This is a genomic window from Mangrovibacter yixingensis (assembly GCF_020523985.1).
GTDB lineage: Bacteria > Pseudomonadota > Gammaproteobacteria > Enterobacterales > Enterobacteriaceae > Mangrovibacter > Mangrovibacter yixingensis.
The window spans coordinates 936,967-954,856 of the sequence record NZ_JAIVKM010000001.1; the positions used below are offsets into that span (position 1 = coordinate 936,967).

At 49.6% G+C, this 17,890-nt stretch carries 15 protein-coding genes; 4 read left to right on the plus strand and 11 right to left on the minus strand.

The features are described from left to right. Positions 1-95 precede the first annotated feature (95 nt). The 8 genes from LC084_RS04385 to lsrA form a co-directional block, all read right to left on the minus strand. Positions 96-989 (minus strand): SDR family oxidoreductase, encoded by an 894-nt coding sequence (locus LC084_RS04385; protein WP_226569685.1) that lies wholly within the window; start codon positions 987-989, stop codon positions 96-98. A gap of 144 nt (positions 990-1,133) precedes the next feature. Then, positions 1,134-1,868, minus strand: a complete 735-nt coding sequence (locus LC084_RS04390; RefSeq protein WP_226569686.1) for a beta/alpha barrel domain-containing protein — start codon at positions 1,866-1,868, stop codon at positions 1,134-1,136. A gap of 10 nt (positions 1,869-1,878) precedes the next feature. Continuing rightward, positions 1,879-2,169, minus strand: a complete 291-nt coding sequence (gene lsrG, locus LC084_RS04395) for a (4S)-4-hydroxy-5-phosphonooxypentane-2,3-dione isomerase (RefSeq protein ID WP_226569687.1) — start codon at positions 2,167-2,169, stop codon at positions 1,879-1,881. A gap of 61 nt (positions 2,170-2,230) precedes the next feature. Then, on the minus strand, positions 2,231-3,106 hold the full coding sequence (gene lsrF / locus LC084_RS04400) for a 3-hydroxy-5-phosphonooxypentane-2,4-dione thiolase (protein WP_226569689.1): 876 nt from the start codon (positions 3,104-3,106) through the stop codon (positions 2,231-2,233). Positions 3,107-3,163: 57 nt separating this feature from the next. Continuing rightward, positions 3,164-4,186, minus strand: a complete 1,023-nt coding sequence (gene lsrB / locus LC084_RS04405; RefSeq protein ID WP_226569690.1) for an autoinducer 2 ABC transporter substrate-binding protein LsrB — start codon at positions 4,184-4,186, stop codon at positions 3,164-3,166. Between the two features lie 52 nt (positions 4,187-4,238). Continuing rightward, positions 4,239-5,237: an autoinducer 2 ABC transporter permease LsrD gene (gene lsrD / locus LC084_RS04410; RefSeq protein WP_226569692.1), complete on the minus strand. Its 999-nt coding sequence runs from the start codon at positions 5,235-5,237 to the stop codon at positions 4,239-4,241. After that, on the minus strand, positions 5,237-6,286 hold the full coding sequence (lsrC, locus tag LC084_RS04415) for an autoinducer 2 ABC transporter permease LsrC (RefSeq protein WP_226569693.1): 1,050 nt from the start codon (positions 6,284-6,286) through the stop codon (positions 5,237-5,239). The genes lsrD and lsrC overlap by 1 nt, the downstream gene beginning before the upstream one ends. Beyond that, positions 6,280-7,854 carry an autoinducer 2 ABC transporter ATP-binding protein LsrA gene (lsrA, locus tag LC084_RS04420; RefSeq protein ID WP_226569695.1) on the minus strand — a complete coding sequence of 525 codons (1,575 nt, stop codon included), beginning with the start codon at positions 7,852-7,854 and terminating at the stop codon, positions 6,280-6,282. The genes lsrC and lsrA overlap by 7 nt, the downstream gene beginning before the upstream one ends. Positions 7,855-8,107: 253 nt before the next feature. Between lsrA and lsrR the strand changes: the two genes are divergently transcribed. From lsrR to LC084_RS04435, 3 genes are all read left to right on the plus strand, one after another. Further along, positions 8,108-9,067, plus strand: a complete 960-nt coding sequence (lsrR, locus tag LC084_RS04425) for a transcriptional regulator LsrR (RefSeq protein ID WP_226569697.1) — start codon at positions 8,108-8,110, stop codon at positions 9,065-9,067. A 78-nt stretch (positions 9,068-9,145) separates the two neighbouring features. Further along, positions 9,146-10,738 (plus strand): autoinducer-2 kinase, encoded by a 1,593-nt coding sequence (gene lsrK / locus LC084_RS04430; RefSeq protein WP_226569699.1) that lies wholly within the window; start codon positions 9,146-9,148, stop codon positions 10,736-10,738. 16 nt (positions 10,739-10,754) lie between these two features. Further along, positions 10,755-11,105 (plus strand): cupin domain-containing protein, encoded by a 351-nt coding sequence (locus LC084_RS04435; protein WP_226569701.1) that lies wholly within the window; start codon positions 10,755-10,757, stop codon positions 11,103-11,105. A 168-nt stretch (positions 11,106-11,273) separates the two neighbouring features. Here the strand turns inward: LC084_RS04435 and LC084_RS04440 are convergent, their stop codons facing one another. Together LC084_RS04440 and LC084_RS04445 are read right to left on the minus strand one after the other, a co-directional pair. Then, complete coding sequence (locus LC084_RS04440) at positions 11,274-13,433, minus strand: heparinase II/III domain-containing protein (RefSeq protein ID WP_226569703.1); 2,160 nt, start codon at positions 13,431-13,433, stop codon at positions 11,274-11,276. 2 nt (positions 13,434-13,435) lie between these two features. Continuing rightward, positions 13,436-15,589, minus strand: a complete 2,154-nt coding sequence (locus tag LC084_RS04445) for a heparinase II/III domain-containing protein (protein ID WP_226569705.1) — start codon at positions 15,587-15,589, stop codon at positions 13,436-13,438. A gap of 371 nt (positions 15,590-15,960) precedes the next feature. Here LC084_RS04445 and LC084_RS04450 point away from each other — a divergent pair, with 371 nt between their 5' ends. Then, entirely contained in the window at positions 15,961-16,299 is a 339-nt protein-coding gene (locus LC084_RS04450) for a cupin domain-containing protein (RefSeq protein WP_226569707.1), read from the plus strand. Positions 16,300-16,751: 452 nt separating this feature from the next. On the opposite strand, the gene LC084_RS04455 is transcribed toward LC084_RS04450, so the two are convergent. Then, entirely contained in the window at positions 16,752-17,507 is a 756-nt protein-coding gene (locus LC084_RS04455) for an oligogalacturonate-specific porin KdgM family protein (RefSeq protein WP_226569709.1), read from the minus strand. Between the last annotated feature and the right edge of the window lie 383 nt (positions 17,508-17,890).

A 17,890-nucleotide genomic window follows, 5' to 3' on the forward strand; every position in this document is an offset into this window, starting at 1 on the left:
GTCATCAGGCTCAACCTCTCCCTTCGGGGAGAGGTTTTTTACATGTTGTGTTTCTTCGGTTGCGGTAAAGACCTGCCTTTCACGGCGTTTCGCCACTAAGCACCGGTAAGCTCCAGGTGCTGCAAATCTGCCAGTAATCCAGGCCCTTCAGGTATCCAGCCTAATTGTTGTTGCGTCCAGCTGGCGCTTGCGGTCAGGTTCATGCCAACAAACATGGCGAACCAGCCAAAATGGGCTTCTGCCTGCTCAGGTGCCAGCGACGTAAGCGGTAACCCCAGGCGGGTGGCAATGGTTGATGCCAGCGCATTCATCGACACACCTTCCTCGGCAACCGCATGGTAGCGCTTGCCCGCTTCCCCTTGCTCCAGTACCAGGCGGTATAGCCGCGCCACATCTGTAACATGGCAGGCTGAAAAACGGTTAGTCCCTTCGCCGGTATACGCGACTGTGCCTTTTCTCAGCGCTAGCTGAATATAAGGTGTCAGCAGGCCCTGTTTGCGGGTGTCGTGTACCTGTGGCAACCGCATTACCCGCACATCAATGCCCTGTTCCAGTAACTGGTTACCGGTTTGTTCAGAAATAATGCGTGGGTTAGGGTGGTTGAAATTCTGCACGGCTTCGGTTGCTGGCAGGCCGCCCCCGGCATCGCCAAGACCTACGCCAGAAGTCATTACCAGCGGGCGGTGGGTACCCTTGAGCACGCTTCCCAGCGCTTCAATTACCCGTCGGTCTTTTTCACAATTGGCGGCAAAGTGGGTGAAATCATGGTCAAACGCGGTGTGAATCACAGCATCTGCCTGATCAACACCGGGCAGCAGGCTGGCAGGGGATTCTAAATTTCCCCGCACCACATCCACCCCTTTGGCGCGCAATACCTGCTCGCCATTGTCTGAACGGGCAAGTCCAGTCACCTGGTGCCCCGCAGCCAGCAGTTCAGTAACAATATGGGAACCAATAAACCCTGTCGCACCAGTAAGGAATACACGCATAGTCAGTCTCCTTTATGTTCGGACACTGAGTGTGGCGTGAAATGGCAGGTGCGAACAGCCGTGAGGTTATCAGGGTATAAGGACTAACAGGTTATTCAGTCGCGAACGGCTAACAGGGCCTGCCATACCGGCAGGCGCAAGTTGTCAGGCAGAGGTTAATACAGCAAGCCATTCCGTAAGGTTTTTATCCAGCATATCCCCCCTGAACAGGGCGCTGCCTGATACGACACGGTCGACACCACAAGCACGCAGACTGGCGGCATCCTGCAAAAGAAGTGAGCCATCCACCGCAATGATTTTGTGTTGCCGCGTATTAGCTAACAACCGGAGTAAGTCTGCCAAACGCTGTTTCAACACTGGAACAGCGAGTTTACTGCCAAAGCCTGGGTTAACTGCCAGGATCTGAATCACTTCAACCTGGTCCAGCAATGGAACCAGGGTTTCCAGTGGTGTGCCCGGGTTCAAACTGATTCCGCGTATTACCGGCATTTCCCCGCCATCCACCGGCACAGTTTGCTCGCCCAGCCAGTGCAATACCGCATGTACGTTGCCGGGGGATTCGGCTTGTAGCGTAATGCAGTGTGCGCCTGCTGCCACGCAAGCCTGTGCAATGGGAAAAGGGTTATTCACCATCAGGTGTGCATCTTTCAACCATTCTTGTGGAAGCTGTTCTACCGCCCAGGGGCCGACTGTGAATTGCGGGCAAAACTGCCCGTCCATAATGTCAACATGGAGTAGTGGCTGTTCCCGTTGGCGGAGTACCTGCAAATGGTCGTTGAGGTGTAACCACTTCCCGGCCAGAATGCCGGTACTCAGCGGGTAACGCCGCAGCAACTGGACACAGGCAGCCCTGTCCAGCCCGGCAAAATGTGCGTTCATTGCGTGCTCCTTAGGGCAGAATACCAATAAAGGCAGTCTTCTTACGTGGGCAGGTCATCAATGGTTCAAGAGCTGCCACGCAGGCCAGGTAGTGCGGGGTGGTTTTATGAAATGACACGGCCTGCTCATTGACATAGGCTTCATAGATATAAAAACGTGTAGGGACTTCTGGGTCCTGCAGAACATCAAAGCGCAGGTTGCCTGGCTCCTGAACTGAACCCAAATGATTCAGACGGAATACGTCCAGAAACTGTTCGACTTTGTCTTCATGCACATTAATCTCAACCAGTGTGACATGCATATTCATTCTCCTTTGGGGCTGGGCCAGCATGGAGACAGCACTGGCCCTTATCACCGGTTTTTTAGCCTTTTTCACTCAGGAAAAGTTCATAAGCCTGCTGGACCGTGAAACCATCATGCACAATGGCATGAACGGCTTTAATCATGGCGACCGGGGCATCAGACTGAAAAATATTCCGCCCCATATCCACGCCACTGGCACCCTGATCGATAGCGCGGTAGCACATATCCAGAGCATCACGTTCCGGCAGCTTTTTCCCGCCAGCAATCACAATGGGAACCGGGCAACCTGCGGCAATGCGTTCGAACCCCTGGTCTACATAGTAGGTTTTGATTACCTGAGCCCCCATTTCGGCGGCTATTCGGGTGGCGAGCGAGAAATAACGCTGGTCACGTGCCATATCTTTGCCCACACCAGTAACTGCCATGGTGGGCATACCCACCCGCAACCCGGCATCCACAAGCTGGATAATGTTTTTGATGGACTGGTGCTCATGCTCACTGCCAATGTAGACCTGAGCGGCAACGGCGCAGGTGTTCAGGCGCACGGCATCGTCCATGGCGACGGCGACTGCTTCATTGCTGAGTTCGGTCAGAATCGAGTTGCCCCCGGAGGCTCTCAGTACAACGGGTTTATTGGTTGCAGGGGGGATTACACTGCGTAACACGCCACGGGTGCACATCAGCACATCTGCATGTTCAAACAGCGGTGCAATCGAAATATCGATACGCTCCAGCCCGGTTGTCGGCCCCTGAAAATAGCCATGATCAAAGGCCAGCATCACGGTTTTACCTGTTTTCGGGTTAAAAATCCGCGACAGGCGTGATTGCATGCCCCAGTCCAGCGCACCACAGCCTTTCAGGGCAAACACCGTGTTACGCTGCGCCTGGTCGGTGTGAAAGTTCTTGCCATCTTTGATGTCGTCTAAGTCAGCCATTTGTTCACTCCATCGGATAATAAAGCGGTAAAACCACGCCTGAAGCGTGCCGGAAAGTTAAAAGTCGTATTTATCGATATTGTCTTTGGTAAACACCACGCGTTCGGGCAGCAGGACAATCCCATTGCCTTTTGCTTCGTAGCTGTAGCCCTGCACACTATTTGGTGAGACTTCCACCTGGCCAACACCGGGAATATCCAGTTTGTCGCCAGCGTTCAGTTCACCTTTTTTCAGCAAGGTATTCGCAACGTAAACAGCAATTTTCCCCTGATTGACGACATCCCAAAGGCCAAAGGCTTTAACGGTATCTCGCTTAACATAGGGGCGCATAACATTGGGGGTGCTGAAGCCGACAATAGCGATATTGTTGCGTTTGAGGTTTTCGGCCGCCTGAGCTGCGGCGGGAAGAGCATTGGCATCCGGGGCGATAATTGCATCCAGATCAGGCCAGGCCTTGATAATCCCTTCGGCAGTTTGCAGTGATTTAGTGGCATCGTTATAGCCAAACTGGGTGGTGACGATTTCCCAACCAGGGTGCTCACTGGCAATTTTTTTCTTCGCTTCGTTCACCCACTGGTTCTGGTCGGTTACCGTTGGGCTGGAGTAAAAGAAGGCGACTTTGGCTTTATCTTTCTTCACTTGTTGTGCCGCCATATCAACCAACATGCCGCCTAACTGAGTCGGTGTTCCCTGGTCGATATAATAAGAGCGGCATTCGGGGCGGGTATCTGAATCCCAGGTAAGCACTTTTACGCCACGTTGCATGGCTCGCTTCAGCGCAGGGCACAGGCCATCAGGTGACACTGCCGAAATAATAATGGCGTTGTACCCCTGGTTTACGAAGTTATTAATTAACTGCACCTGGCCGGACACACTGGGTTCTGTTGGCCCATCGTAAGTGACATCCACGCCGAGTGCTTTACCAGCTTCTTTGGCACCATTCCCGCCACTGGTGAAAAAACCCACACCGACCAGTTTGGGAATAAATGCGATGCGCTCAGCAGCCTGCACAGACAGGCTTAATGTTGCCAGGCCGACAGCCCCCAGCCAGGCGATTTTTTTGATGCTTTGCATAGTCATTATTTGTTCTCTCCGAATAGTGCGTTGCATTGGCCGTGAAAAGTGGTAATCGCTAGCGTTGCCAGGCAGCCTGGGTACGCCGCAGCCAGTCGCGAATTTGCCCGCGATGAAGGCTGACGGAACGCCCGACAACAACAATAATGAGCAGTGCGCCAGACAGGGCGCTGGAAATTTGGTTGGGTACCCCCACCATCTGTAAACCTTGTTGCAGGAAACCCACCAGCAAGGTTGCCAGTGCTGTGCCCAGGATTGAGCCGGAGCCGCCGTAAATATTGGCGCCCCCCAGCACAGCCGCAGTAATCGCTGGCATTAAGAAGGCACTGCCCAAATCAGAACGGGCTGAGCCAAAATAGGAAACCTGCAAAATGGCAGCGATGGATGCGGCAAAACCGGTCATGGCGTAGAGCAAGAACAGTGTGCGGTTAACCGGTGTGGCGCTGTATTGGGCTGCTCGGGCGTTCTGGCCAGTCAAAAATACGTTGCGCCCCTGGTGGGTGTTATGCAGCCAGGCCCAGCAGAGCAGTACGCTGAATAAGAAGAACAGCAGAGGAACCGGTAGCCCCAACACCGACAGGTTGGCGAAGTTGGTGAAACTTTCCGGGAACCCCCCAATGCCTTCATAGCCGGTGGCACCTGCCAGGCCGGAAAGCAGCAGGGCACTGCCACCGAACAGGTACATGGTGCCGAGCGTTATCACCAGTGGGTTAATACCGGTGTAGAGAATCAGCGCGGCGTTGATAAGCCCACACACTGTGCCTGCCAGTACGGTGAGCACAATTGCCAGCGGTAGCGGAACGCCTGCCTGAAACAGCATCCCGAACGTAATGGCGCATAACCCAATGGTGGAGCCAAACGAAATATCAATACCACCACTGATAATCACCATGGTTAGCGGCAGGGCAACAAGGCCAATGCAGATAAAATCGCTGGTGCTGAACAGCAGCACATTGATGTTCAGCATTTGCGAATTAGCTGCACCAAACCCGAGAATTTCAATCACCAACAGTGCGGCCAGTGCCAACTCCCAGCCATAACGTTTGAGGTTATTCATCAGGCTACCCTCCGTTTTTTGTCATGGGAGGTTATTTCTGGCGGGGTTATCGCGTTCTTGCTGGCCGGGGGCTTTGGGGTGAAACGCGCATATTTCTGTTTGCGAATATTACGTGCCAGCGCCATACGTAACCGGCCATCAAAGACCAGTACGCCCAGTAACACCAGCCCGGCAATAAAATCATTCCACCAGGCGGGGATACGCAGCAGCACCAGTACGCTGTCTATTTGGGTGAGAAAATAAGCGCCGAGCACCGCGCCAATAATGCTCCCGGAACCGCCGAGCAGGCTGACACCACCCAGAACGCAGGCTGCAATGGCTTTCATTTCCAGCCCGGTACCTGCCTGGTTAGGAATAAAGCCGATTTGCGAGGCGAAGACGATCCCGGCAAGTGCGGCCATCATGCCATTAAACGCAAAGGCGGCCAGGCGTACTGATTCTGTACGCACCCCCAACTGGCGGGCACCCTGAAGGTTATCTCCCGTGGCGTAAAAATTGCGGCCCGTTTGTGTTTTTGCCAGGATCCACGCGAAGCCCAGCGCAAGGAAAATAATCACAATGCCAATAGGGGAAAGGCCTGGAATCAGCGGTTCGGAAAGGTTTTTTAATTCCGGGGGCAGGCCTTCAATCCATTTTCCACCTGTCCAGAGCAGCATAATGCCGCGATACAGGCCGAGGGTTCCCAGTGTGGCGACAATCGCCGGAATTTTCAGCCAGGCAACCAGAATGCCATTCACCAGGCCGGCACTCAGCCCCAGTAAAAGGGTGGCGGCAATGGCAGCAGGCAGGCTGTAACCGGCGTTGAGCATCAGCCCCAGTAATACTGCGCACATCCCGGTGATGGAACCCACGGAAACATCGATATTGCGCGTCAGCATGACCAGCGCGGCACCCATTGCCAGCAGCATCAGAATTTGCGCGCTGCTGAATACCATGGTGACTGTACCAATACCAAAGTAATGGCTGTCGAGCGCACCGGGTAGGGCAAACAAACACAGAATGGCGATAAACGCGGTCACTTCCCGGTTCTGCTGGATAAATTTCAACATACATGTTTCCCCTGTGTGCTGGCTAACGAGTCAGTTCGAGGCTGGGTTGCGGTGCGGCCTTCGCCAAAGGCGAGGCGCATAATGGTATCGACACTGATGTCTGCACCGCTCAACGGCAGGTTGTTGATTTCCCCCTGATGCATGACATAAACCCGGTCAGCCATCATGCTTATTTCCTCCAGGTCGGAAGAGATAAACAGGATGGCGACATTCTGGTCGGCAATGCTGCGGATCAACTGGTAAATGTCGTTGCGGGCACCCACATCCACACCGCGGGTGGGCTCATCCACAATCAGAATTTGCGGCGAGGCTTCCAGGCACTTTGCAATCAGGATTTTTTGTTGGTTGCCACCGGATAAGGTTCGTACTGGTTGTTCGGTATCGCTGAATTTAATATCCAGTGCCCGCCGGTAGCGCTCGAGCGTAGCGTTATCACGCTGTGTATGGGACCAAAAACCCTGCTGGTTGTGAGTAAGGGAACAGACATTCCACACCAGCGAAGCATCCAGATATAAGCCAGAGGATTGCCTATCTTCAGGCAAATACACCAGGCCGCGCGCCAGCCGTTGGCGGGTATTCAGGTGTGTGATATTCAGCCCGTTAAGGCACAGTTGCCCGGCAGATACCGGGCGCAAACCATACAGTGTTTCCGCAAGTTCGGTGCGCCCGGCACCAACAAGACCGGCAAGCCCCAATACTTCGCCTGCACGTACTTCCAGCGAAATATCCCTGAAACCTTCACCGCTCAGTTGTTCAACTGCCAGCACCGGGCTGCCTTTATCAATGTCCGGGCGGGAGCCGGGAATGTTGAGCCACAGTTTCTGGGTAGGAGAAAGGGCTTCATTGCGTGCCGCTGGTGTGATTGCCTGAATAATGTCGTCAGTAGAGAGTTCCTGCGTTTTTCCATTCAGGGCAATTTTTCCATCGCGCATCACGCTTACGACATCGGCAATCTGGCGGATCTCCGGGAGCTTGTGGGAGATAAACACAGTACCCACACCTTTGCGCTGTAGTTCCCGCACTCGGGAGAACAGGCGTTCAGTTTCGGCTGGCGTTAATGAAGCTGTAGGCTCATCAAGAATAAGAATGCGGGAATCACGCATTAGCCCGCGCATGATTTCCACCATTTGCCGGTCGGCGACATCCAGCATTCCCGCCGGGCTGGCGGTATCGAATTTACAGCCCAGTTCATTCAGTAACAGCGCCATTTTTGCTGTGGTTGCCTGAGAACCTTTCAGCCCAAACAGAATGTTTTCTTTTACTGTCAGGCTGGGGAACAGCAACGGCTCCTGAGGAACAAGGTAAATCCCCAACTGGTGTGCTTTAACTGGGGTTAACCGGCTGCAGACCGCACCATCAATAGCAATCGTGCCTGAATCTTGTGGCGTGACTCCGGCAATGATTTTCATCAGGGTGGATTTCCCTGCGCCATTGCCACCGAGTAACGCGTGTACCTCACCCCGTTGCAGTGTGAAATCGATCCTCTTAAGCACATCGACACCGGAAAATTGCTTACACAACTGGCTTACCTGTAAGAGTGGTGGGGCTGTCAGTTGACTGGTTTGCATTGCGCCTCCGTTCGTAACTGAACTCGGGGGGTTGAACAAATGTATTTTGAAAAAATAATTGTTCATAAACATAGTTGTGGGATGGGGATAAAACCTCAGAGTGGATCACGTTTCTGGAATATTTGTATTTTTATTTTTTATTTGTTCATCAAGAAAGTGAAGGCTGTGGTATATGTCACAGATATTAGTTGTCGCAATGAGAACAATTGTGTTTAAAATTTAAAAATGTTCACAGTAAAGCGAAATAACCACAATGAGTGAAACCACATTTATCCCTGATAATGAAATGAGTGAAGAGGAGCTGGTGGCGCGTATCGCCTGGTTCTATTACCACGACAGCTTAACGCAAAGTGAGATCAGCGAGCGCCTGGGGTTGACCCGCCTGAAAGTGTCCCGCTTGCTGGAGAAAGGGCACCAGTCAGGCATTATTCGGGTGCAGATTAATTCGCGCTTTGAAGGGTGCCTGCAATATGAAGACGCACTAAAACAGCACTTTGGCTTGCGCCAGGTGCGGGTGCTCCCAGCGCTACCCGATGCTGATATTTGCGCCCGGCTAGGGATTGGTGCCGCACATATGTTAATGGAGTCACTCAGCGCGCAACAGTTGTTGGCGGTGGGGTTCGGTAAAACCACCATGAGCACACTGAAGCGCCTGAGTGGTTTTATCTCTTCACAGCAAATTCGCCTGGTCACGTTGTCTGGCGGAGTTGGCCCTTATATGACCGGGATTGGTCAACTGGATGCCGCCTGTAGCGTCAACATTATTCCGGCTCCATTACGGGCATCATCAGCGGATATTGCCAAAACACTCAGAAATGAAAACAGCGTGCGTGATGTGCTGCTGGCCGCGCAAGCTGCCGATGTGGCCGTTGTCGGGATTGGCTCTATCAGCCAGCGGACGGATGCCACCATTTTGCATTCGGGGTATATCACCGAAGGCGAACAACTGATGATTGGCCGTAAAGGCGCGGTGGGTGACATTCTCGGGTATTTCTTTGATGCGCAGGGGCAAATTGTGCCAGACATGCGTATTCATAAGGAATTAATCGGGCTCAGCCTGGATGCATTAACTACTATCCCCCTGGTGATTGGTGTGGCAGGGGGAATGGAGAAAGCCGAAACCATTCTTGCCGCCATGAAAGGCGGTTATATCAACGCACTGGTCACAGACCAAAATACTGCAGCAGAAATACTGAAACTGATTGAAAAATAAATATTTTAATAATGAACACTTACCCTAATACACGGAGCAGTCAACGGCAGGAAGCGACATAACGCCGAGGATCTTTTTATGGCCCGACTCTGTACTCCTAACCTTTCACCACACTACCTGATGGCGTTGGATGCCGGTACAGGGAGTGTCCGCGCGGTTATTTTTGACTTTGACGGTAATCAAATCAGTGTAGGCCAGGCTGAGTGGCAACACCTGGCCGTGCCGGATGTACCGGGGTCAATGGAGTTTGACCTCACTAGAAACTGGCAACTCACCTGTAACTGCATTCGCCAGGCTTTGCATAATGGCAATGTTGCCGCGGAATCTATCGTTGCCGTTTCTGCCTGTTCAATGCGCGAAGGTATTGTGATTTATGACAGCAATGCCACGCCAGTATGGGCCTGTGCGAATGTTGATGCCAGGGCTGCCCATGAAGTCAGTGAACTGAAAGAACTGTATGACTACACATTCGAAAACGAGGTTTACCGTTGTTCCGGGCAAACGCTCGCACTGAGTGCCATGCCGCGTTTGTTGTGGCTTGCTCACCACCGGCCAGATATCTACCGCCAGGCTTCCACCGTGACAATGATCAGCGACTGGCTGGCCTTTATGCTCAGTGGCGAACTGGCGGTGGACCCTTCCAATGCGGGCACTACCGGGTTACTGGACCTGGTAACCCGGGACTGGAAACCCGGCCTGCTGGAAATGGCCGGGTTGCGCTCCGATATTCTTTCGCCTGTCCGGGAGACTGGCAGCTTACTGGGTGTTGTTACCGCTGAAAGCGCTGTAGCCTGTGGCCTGAAAGCGGGCACGCCGGTAGTGGTGGGCGGTGGGGATGTGCAACTGGGTTGCCTGGGGCTGGGTGTAGTTCGCCCGGCACAAACCGCTGTGTTGGGTGGTACTTTCTGGCAGCAGGTGGTTAATTTGCCTGAGCCGGTCACCGACCCAAACATGAATGTACGTATTAATCCCCATGTTATTCCCGGTATGGTGCAGACGGAGTCCATCAGCTTCTTTACCGGGCTGACTATGCGCTGGTTCCGTGATGCATTCTGCGCGGAGGAAAAACTTATTGCTGAGCGCCTGGGGATTGATGCGTATACCCTGCTTGAAGAGATGGCGGGCCGGGTGCCTGCTGGTGCATGGGGCGTGATGCCCATCTTTTCAGATGTGATGCGTTTTAAAACCTGGTACCACGCCGCGCCTTCGTTTATTAACCTGTCGATTGACCCTGAAAAATGCAATAAAGCCACGTTGTTCCGCGCTCTGGAAGAAAATGCAGCCATTGTCTCGGCCTGTAATCTTAAACAGATTGCTGAATTCTCCGGTGTGGAAGCAGATTCACTGGTATTCGCAGGTGGAGGCGCAAAGGGCAAACTCTGGAGCCAAATTCTGGCGGATGTCACCGGCCTTACAGTACGGGTTCCGGTAGTAAAAGAGGCGACGGCGCTGGGCTGTGCCATTGCTGCTGGTGTGGGGGCCGGTATATACCCATCACTTGCTGAAACCGGTGAGAAACTGGTGCGCTGGGACCGGGAACACCAGCCAGACCCGGCCAATTATGCGGTGTACCACGAAGCCCAGGAGAAGTGGCTGGCGGTTTATCAGGACCAGCGCGGGCTGGTGGACCATGGCTTAACCACATCAATGTGGAAGGCACCCGGTTTGTAACCCAGGAGAGCGAATCATGCTGAAAACCAGTGAACAGCAGCACCAGTACCGTTTTGGGGATAACGGGCCCAAGTACCTGGTTCGTGGCCCACAGTGCGATATGGGCGTAGTGGTACTGAATCCGGGCCAGTCGTTTCGCAACCATCGGCACAAAGAGGCTTGTGAGGTTTTTTATACGCTAAGCGGTGAGGTGTGCCTCTACCTGGAAGGGGTGCTGCATGTGTTGCAGGAAGGGGATGTTATGCAGTGTGAACCCGGCGAAGCACATTACCTGGTTAACCGTGGCGATGTTCCCTGGAAAGGGGTGTTTGTTAAATCCCCGCATTTAATGAATGACAGCCACCCGGCTGAGCCGGAAGCCTGGTAGCAAGCCGGGTGAATGTAATGCGGGTTGTTGCCGTATTTTGCGAACAGGGCAGAGGATTTGTCGTGTAACGGTTTGGCTCAGGGGAAAGGGCTTGCGGCAAAGACGTGTTCGAGCAACTTGCCCCGGCACCTGCAAAATCAGGTGCCGGGATGAGAACCCAGATAACTATCAACTCAGGTTAATTTCCGCGAATGCACCTTGCCAACGGTAAGTCGTCCCATCGAACACCAGGCTATGGGCCTGATTCTGTTGGTTTTCATCAAGGTTACAAATACCAAAGTAGTATTTATTCATTGTGGTGGTTTCAATGCAAATAACTGTACCTTGCTTATTAGAGCCTATTACGGTTACTGAGGTAACCAAACCACGGGCACCCACAGAGGCTTCAATAGATTCATTGAAGTAGCCGTGTGTTTCCAGCACAGATGCAAATACGTGATTTTGACCAGACTGGCGAATGATCAAGGCGGGCTCGCTACGAAGATTGAAATCAGGGTCATTGGCGCCTGTGCGAGTGAAGAAGACTTTGCCGCCCTGGGCTCCGCTGGTTACCAGTGAGTAATAGCTATTGCCGTGTAACCAGCTAACAAGTGAACTCCCTGCTACATTACCTGACCCCAGATTCCATAAATGTTGGTAGCCGTTATTTTCACCCATTGGGCGTAATTGGCTTTCCACGTTGTACTCAAAATTGGTACGCATGATTTGGCCGGAATAATGTACCGGAAGGTCGTACTGGTGCGGCTGGTCTGCATCAATACGGTAAATATCGATGATCAGCGGTTTCTCAAACTCTGGTAAGTCAGCGAGAAGGATACTGCGTTGCATGTCTGTGCCCGGGTAGTAACCAGAAATACGACCGCTCATTCCTTGTAACTTATTGTTTTCTGAGTTGAAAAAGTGTTTAGAACCAAATTTTGTTTCTGCCAGTGAAGTGTCGAAGTTATTTTGTGTCTTCTGGTCAACAGTGACAGTGTTATGCGCCACAGTTTGTTTACAGTAAGACTTATTCTCGGGAATATAACGGCCACCAAATTTAGGTTCAACGTTTACCCAGCGACCGAAGCCGTAGTCATGCAGAACTTCGTGGCCTCGATTAAATACACTCAGGTGCAGCCCATCATAGTGGCCATGATCCAAAGCTGAATGGTATTGATTATCTGAGCCGTGTTGACCAAACCAGAGCAGCGCCATGGTATCGTCATTTTTTTCATCGCGGTGGCGTAGAATACTTACGCCGCCTTTTTCGCCCTTAGGGCCGTCCGTCACAAATAAACTGCCCCAGTTGAACGGTTTGATATGATCTGCTGCTTCAACGGCATCTGACAGGGTCTTACCTGATGTATGAACCCAAACGTTTTGTTGGTGGGCGGCCATTCCCAGCAGTGTTTCAGACTGCTCGTAACGATGGAAACACACCGATGTTGCCATTATCACGCCTTCATCGTTGATAGAAATGGTTTTAGATGAATCATTTAGCGCTGGCAATGTGCCATCGGGGAAGGCTGTTTTGAACACCGCATATGATGTTGTTTTGATGACGGAGTCATTGAATGCGTAAATATTAAGTTCAGGTTGGCGACGCTCAATGGCTTCTGCAAACAAGTATATTGGACGCAATGAAAAACGATGGTAGTAAGGCCCCTCCATATAATAGCCATCGGGTGAAAACAGCTGCCCCAGTTGGGCTAAAAAGCCGCCACTGACTTTGTCAAGCTTCAAGCCATAAAGCGCTTTATTTACAGAATCTTGATCGTTAATTGCGTACCCACAAATCCCAACAGCCGCAACAGCCCATAAACCGTGGTTGTGAACAATATCGAAATCATGGCCATAAGTGACGACGAACAGGTCAATCATCTGCCTGAACAGGTCATTTTCAATCAGCGATTTTTGGTTTTCTTCCAGTGTGTGGTAGATACAGCTGTACGCACAAGAGGCATACAACATCCACATATTCTCGTTTAGCGTTTGGTGGAAGATTTTGCCTGGCGGGTTAGAGTCACGGCTGGTATTACTTTCCAGAGTCGGGTAAATCTTTGCATAGGCCGTTAGCATATCCACTATGTAATCCCGGTACTTTTGCTCTCCGGTAATCAGAAACAGACGGCCTGCCAGGTCTATGTGAATGTAGTTTTGCTTGTGGCGGTTATGTTCGTAACCGCCGCCTTCGCCATGCCCAGGTACTTCGATACCCACCAGCGCCATGTAATCATCCGTTTGTTTGATGTCACGGGCTAATGCTCTTCCTAGTATACTGTTAGTGTTAAGCGCTTTTTTGAGCTCTGCAGCTTCGTCAAAACTCAGTAAAAGTGGTTGATAATCCATGCTTATTTCTCCTGCTCTAATGCATATACTTCCAGTGAGTAGAAGCCATTCCAGTGGTATGTTTTACCGTTAAGTTCTACCTGATGCGGAGTGTGGTCATTCGCGCCGGGGAGGTTGCTGACCATCACTGTGACTAATGACTTCGCTGTTATAATTTCTACTATGCTGCCCACGGCGTTATATCCAAGGATGCGGATGTTTTTAACCTGGCCCCTTGCATTCACAGACTGCTCAAATTCTTCGTTGAAGTAACCGTGAGTTTCAAGTACAGAAGCAAACAGGGTGGATTCACCTTCGCTTCGCAATATAAACGCGGGTTCGCTACGCAGGTTAAAGTTTGGGTCATTTGCGCCAGTGCGGGTGAAGATAATTGCGTTGTGGTTGTTACTACTTGTACCTAACCAGGTGTGGTAAGCGTGGTTTTGTAACCAGGTCACCATGGCAGCCTCTTGCGCTTTGCCACTGGCCACTTTCCAAAGGTGTTGGTAACCAAAATCCTCACCAAGTGGGCTTAATTCACTGAAGCTTTGATAGTTGAAATTCGTGCAGACTATCTGGCCGTCATAGTTGTGTGCGTAGTCGTACTGGTGTACTCCTGTCGCCTGGATTCGGTACAGGTCAAGTAATAACGGTGATTCTAACTCTTCGATATTGAGCATAAAAACACTGCGTTGCATGCCAGTATTCGGGTAGTGGTCATTGGCAAATGCACTCATCCCCTTGATTTCACTGCTTTCAACTTTAAAAAAATGTGGGAGGCCATGAACGGAATCGGCGCGTTCGACATCAAAGCCATTCTGACACTGTTCATCAATGGTAATTGCGTTATGGGCAATAGTTTGGCGGGCGAAAGATTTGTTTTCTTCAAGGTAGCGTCCCCCAAATTTGGGTTCTGCATTGACCCAACGGCAGAAACCGTATTCACGTAATACTTCCTGGCCACGGTTATAAAAGGTGATACCAAGTGTGTCGAAGTGGCCATGGCCCATACCATGTTGGCCGTAATTCATAACTAACTGGGATACATCGCCCGTTTTATCCTGCATACGTATGAAGCCTTGCGCACCGGAACGGCCATCCGGGCCTTCGTTGAGCTCAACACCTGGCCAGAAAGGCAGGCTAATTTCGTGCTCTGCGGTGGCTTTTTCATAGGCATTAGAAAGCACAAGGCCACAGGGATGCATCCATACGGCATCCTGAATTTTCGCCATTCCCAGGATATTGTCATTCAACCCGTAGTGTTTGCTGTACAGGCTTACTGCAATTTGCACGCCGGTATCTGTAATCGCCATCGTACGCGAGGCATCGTTCAGTGCTGGGAATTCACCATTGGGGTAGGCTGTTGAGAGTAACGCTTGTACGGTATTCCCGATCACGCCATCTTTGTAATTGAAAATATCAACTTCAGACATGTGCCGGTGAACCACTTCAGCAAAGAGACAAAGTGGGTGAACCGCATAACGATGGTAGTAAGGCCCCTCCATGTAATAACCCGATGGTGCGAATAACTGAGAGATTTGAGCAAGAAACCCACCGGTATTGTTGTTATCTAAGCCGTAAACGGACATTTCCAGATATTCACGTTTGTTTATGGCTAAGCCACAAATCCCAACGGCTGCAACTGCCCAAATACCATGGTTATGGATACGGTCAAAATCATGTGAGTATTTGACTGTGAACATTTGCAGCATGGGTTCGAAGAGTTGTTCGACAACGGCTGTCCGCTCTGTTTCTGTCATGGTCGAAGCCACACAAGAATAGGCGAGACTGCTGAACATCAACCAACAATGTTCATTGAGGATTTGGTGGAAAAGGCGGCCTGTTGGGTTGGTGTTTTTCTGTAAATGGTAATTGAACGTGAGATATTTTTCGGCATAAATAGCCAGCAAGTCTTTAACAAATTGCGCGTATTTTTGCTCTTGCGTGATCAAAAACAGATGACCGGCTAAGTTCATGTGAGTGTAATTTTGCTTGTGGCGATTATGTTCGTAGCCACCTGCTTCACCATGCCCCGGCACATCCAACGGCAACCGCATGAAAGCATCGACTTTTTTACGGTTCTCTTCGATGGTTTTACCCATCAAACTTTGCCTTCCGACTTCGTTTCTTAGTCGTGCAATTTCTGTTTCAGCCAACAAAATCGGTTGTGTCGTCATTTCTTTATCACCATCAAATGAAGTATGTGTGTAACTTACCTCCTTATAAAGTAATACAATATTAATTTTGTTTGAAGTGTAAGGGACGAAAATGGCGACAAAAGTCACGTTAAGTTATCTATCATATTGTTTTTAATGGTATATTTAATGCGTGTTGTGGTTTTTTATAGGGTGAATATTAGTCTTCAATGGGAGATTCTGGCTTTTCAGCGTGATTTTAATCACATAAAATTTGAGTTATTGTATTATTAATTAGTGCAATAAGATACGATGATAATCGATTTACTAGTGGAAAGTGTTACCTCGAGTTTATTATTTTTAATAAACAGATGAATGGGATGCCATAAACGGAAACGGCCAGGAGTATAGCAATGAATGCTTTTTTTCTATTGGACAAGCACCCTTGGGAAGAACTGGGTGGTGGAATAAAACGTAAGATTGTAGCCTACACAGATGATCTAATGGCTGTCCATTTATGCTTTGACATAGGCGCTGTTGGTGCACCTCACACGCATGAAATTCATGATCAGATTGGGTATGTGGTTCGCGGAAGTTTTGAAGTGGAAATTGAGGGTGAGAAAAAAATCCTTAAAGAAGGCGATGCTTATTTTGCGCGCAAACATATGATGCATGGTGCGGTCGCTTTGGAACAAGATAGTATCCTTTTGGATATTTTTAATCCTGCCCGCCAGGATTTTATTAATGCATAATTAAATATAAAAATATTGAATAGCAGCATGTAGGGTAATTACATCGTCAAATAAATAATTAATCTCTCCTGAGTTAATTAATTTTCGTATTTTAGTGGCGCTGTTATGTAGCCCATGAGTGTATTACTCTATTGAAATGCTTTCAGGTAATATATTTAATTTTTCTATTGGCCGAAATCTGTATTTCGGCCAATATTTTTTCTTAAACAGAATACTTCCGGTTTTTCTGTAAAATATCTGGCAGCGCCCATCAGAAGATAAGTTGCTGCCAGATTAATGCTTAGAGCCTGTCCCATTAGGGCTATTTTACTTGCCATTTTGAACCTGGGCAGTGCTCGAAATCCTCATGTACTCCGTGTACGCTCCGGTTTCTGCACGCTGTCAGTGTCCAGACTGGTTGCGACAATAACGCCTGCTGGGATAGGCTGTTAGTGGGAATAGCTTGTCATTGATTATGAGCTGTATTTTATGCCAAGGCGCGTTCTTAACTGGCGGTCATCATTTGCGGACGATCCATAATCAATCGTCCAAAGTTCAACATAGGGCTGAAATTTCCCCATCTGATAGCCAACAATGATACCGGCATCCCATTGGGTATCCTTTCCGTCAGAAAGGCGCACTTTGTCATAGTTTTTGTTGTAGTTAGCCTCATAGGATAATCTAAGGTTCTTTAATGCTTCATCGGTAAATCTGTAAGAGCCAGTGAGTGTCCATTTGCCTTGTTCAATAGTTTTACCTGCAACACTCATTTTTGTGCCATCGGTCAGTGTCTTATTTCCAGCATCATCAGTATAAACTTGAAATTCGTGGCGGTACCTTAGTGCTGTAGTTAAGCCAAAAGAGGCAATATATCCCACACGAAATTGCGGTTTATATGTTGTTTTGGCATCACCAAAGGTAACTGGCATACCAGGCTGGACAAACCATTGTTTATTTATTCGGTAACGGACACCCCAGTCAAACTCTGAATCTCCCGCTTCGACTTTGTCCCAAAACTTTGTTTGGTCGCTACTGTGAAATTTTTGCTCAACGCCGTAATTCAACGTGGTGTCATTTGTGATTTTTGTCTGCCCACTAATTTTTATTCGGTGAGCATACTTCTCATCATCATGTTTATACTCCGTGCGGTAGTCTAATGTTGCAGCAGAAGCAGCACCAACGAAGCATGATGTAGCAAAAAATAAAGATATTTTGGCCGCTGATTTCATGATTTTCTCTCTGTAGAGGAAGGTGAAGTTATCTGTTTTTTGCTTTATATAATATTGAATTAATGTATTACAAATAAAAAAGGGGTTTGGAGGGGGATATTGTGACTGTAATCATGAAAGTCAGCTTGTTAACATTTTTGACGCGTCTTCATATAAAGAGAACGGATAGTAAGTTACATAAAATAAACACTTAACCACTTTTTCTAATATTAATGTCTGTTACTGGCCCTGTTTTCTTGTTTATATTCCGCTATATCGATGTTCTTAGATTTCAATGCCAAGGGAACGCGTGTTTTAGATCTCATTCAGGCGAAAAATATTGAGAAGCAGATACTGTATCAGTGGCTATTTTTGTTTAGTTAAAACAGGTAGTTATTTTTTTT